The 2,664-nt window shown below is 65.3% G+C and carries 2 protein-coding genes; both read right to left on the bottom strand.

What is annotated here, in order from left to right:
• A partial coding sequence (locus DMB66_RS59090) for a hypothetical protein (protein WP_199753294.1) occupies positions 1-823 on the bottom strand: 823 nt, incomplete at its 3' end.
• Positions 820-2,664: hypothetical protein (locus tag DMB66_RS59095; RefSeq protein ID WP_233625610.1), on the bottom strand; the 1,845-nt coding region annotated here is incomplete at its 5' end. The genes DMB66_RS59095 and DMB66_RS59090, both read right to left, overlap by 4 nt.

Genomic DNA, 2,664 nt, shown 5'->3' on the forward strand with positions numbered 1-2,664 from the left:
CCCGCTGGCCCGCGTGCAGCATGTCGACGACAGTCTTGATGTCGTCCGGGTGATCAAGCAGATGCAGCATGACGACGTTGTAGCCGCCCTCGGCGACCGCGGTCCGGTAGAAGCTGACTCGCTGGTTCTTGAGGGCTAGTTCGTGCCGAGCGGCCATCGCATCGAGCTGGTGGGCATGCTCGGCACGAGTCCGCTCGACCAGGCTTCGGTGCTCCTCCTGCCCGCGCTCCAATGCCCCTTGCAAGAGGGCCAGTTCTTTCGTCCGCTCGGAGTCGATGCGAGCGGCCATGTGCCGTCCTGCTGCCTCGTCGCACAGGACGTTCACCGAGAGCAGGTTCAGCCGCAACCCCTGGCCGATGTCCCGGATCTTCCGCTCCAGGCAGTCGCTCATGTCCTGCTCGGCGCTACCTGAAGTCTCGATGCCATGCCGTCTGCTGATTCCTCGCAGCAGGTGGTCGAGATAGCCCCAGATAATCGGCCGGAAGTCACGAATTCCGGAAAGCACGATCGACGCTGGATCGCTCACCACCCAGGTGAGATTGATCCTGGCCGTGAAGACAAAGGTCTCCTCGGCAGCGGGCAGCGTGAGGCTCAGGGAGGTGGCATGCATCGCTGTGTCCACCTCGTAGCGCCAGTAGCGCCGTTTGACACGCTCACGAAGAGGCGGCGGGGTGCCGACCCTGACGGCAGGATGTCCGGACACCGAGCGAGACAGATGAACCAAGGTGGTGTGGCCGGCAGCCCGGCTCGCCGGGGCATCGAAGGCCAACAGCGGCAGCACCGACACGCCGACGATCGGATCGATGACTTCTGGACGGTTCATCGGGGCTCTCCATCGTTGGTCAAGGTGGCCAGGAGCCGGTCAAGAATTGGTGCGTGTGACTCTTCCCGCGTCCATTGCCGGGCCTCGAACGTGAGCGTCCGCAGTTCCCGGGCGGTTGCCGGCAGAGCAGTGATGAGCTGCATCAGCGTGCGCTCCTGGTCACCCCCCGCGTCGACGTGCTCGGCGAGTTGGCGCAACGCTCTGACCGACACCTGTCCCATTAGCCGATCGCCGTGAGCGCAGCGCCAAAGATAGGCGATTCGCGGAAGATTGCCAGGATCGGCTGTCGCCGCCCGCAGGACGGGAGGAACACGGCTGCCGTCGTCATCGCCCAGATCCGGTGGCCTGCCGACGATGCCGATCAGGGCACCAACGGCGACCTGGTGCGGGCCGACTTCTTTCCTGTCGATCCAGTGGACCATTTGTTCGAGCACGGTGGCACTTTGCGAGGAGCCGCCGTCGCCGAACAGCTCGACGACTGCCCTTGCCGTGGCAAGGATGCGCTTGTCAGGGTCAGACCCGGGCATATGATCGAGCAGGCGGCGGCTGATAATTTCGAGAGCACGCCGACAGTCCGTCCCGCCGACCGGATCGCCGAGCGCTGCCGCCGCCGTGAGCCGCCGATTGTTCTCGAGAGTTCTCAGCGAGCTACCGGCAGACGCCCAATCGTCGAGCAACCTCCAGACGATCTCCTTCAGCGTGCCGCTGAGCGCCGAGGCCCGCAGCGCGACCCCGGCTGCACGGCGCACTTCAGGCTTGTCGCTCTCGGCCCAATCGAGCAGCACCCGCCCCCGTATGAAATCGAAGTCGTATTCCGCCAGCAGCCCGGTGACGACTGCCGCCCGGTCACGCACGTTGGGGTCGTTACTGCCTACGAGACCGCCAAGCCAGTCGAGATAGATCTCCTGGAGATACGGGAACTCCTGCCACAACGTGTAGAGCATGCGCCGGGGAAAGTCCTCGCGGTTGGATCTCACCGCCGTCATGGGGACCGCACCGTACCTTCTCTCCAGCACACTCGCGACCTTCGAGGCGTCCACCGCACCCAACAGCTGACGCGCCGGACGCTTGATGGGCCTGATGAAGGATCTGCCTTCCGGGTCCTCGGCGGATTGCAACACCTCGTCCATGCGACGCGCACCGGCGACGACTGCGGGGAAGGACAAGCCGTCGAGTGCCCCGAGGGCAAGGGCGAATGCCCGGTCCTCACGCTCGGGCAGTTTGGCGAACCAGGCGCTGGTCTGCTCAGCAGCGGCGGCCACCCGTTGGAGCACCTCCGGCAGTGAGCCACCTTCGAGGACCACGTCGCGCAGTGCCACGCCCAGCCGGGCAGCCTCCTCGGCACCGGTCAGACTCGTCTGCGCCTCAATCGCCAGCGGGTCGGCGAGAAGAGCGTTGATCGCTGCCACGGCCGGCGGATCATCCTCGAGATCGACCTGCAGATGCTGTCTCAGCACTGCCGACAGATCCGGCGCAACCGTGAAGATCTGCAGAAGCTCACGAAGTTCGAATGGCCACTTCGCGCCGCCCGGCCAGATGATGACCATTCGCGATCGCCGGATCCGCAGAGCCTCTCGCAGAAGCTCGGCCTCGTGCGCCTCGGCCGTGACGTTGTCGGCTAGTCCGGTCCAGAGATAGCCGGTGTCCTCAGACAGTGCGGCGACTGCCACGTCGGCCATGGTGTCGGCGCCGAACTCCTGCACTCGGCCGTCACAGATCGCGTCCAGCGCGTGGATAGCGGCGTGCCGCTTCCCGAAGCCATGCCCACCGCTGAGGACGACCAAATTCTGATCAAGCAACCGGTCCCATAGTGCCGGATACTCCCGCGGACGGACGAATGA

Source organism: Actinoplanes sp. ATCC 53533 (assembly GCF_003947245.1).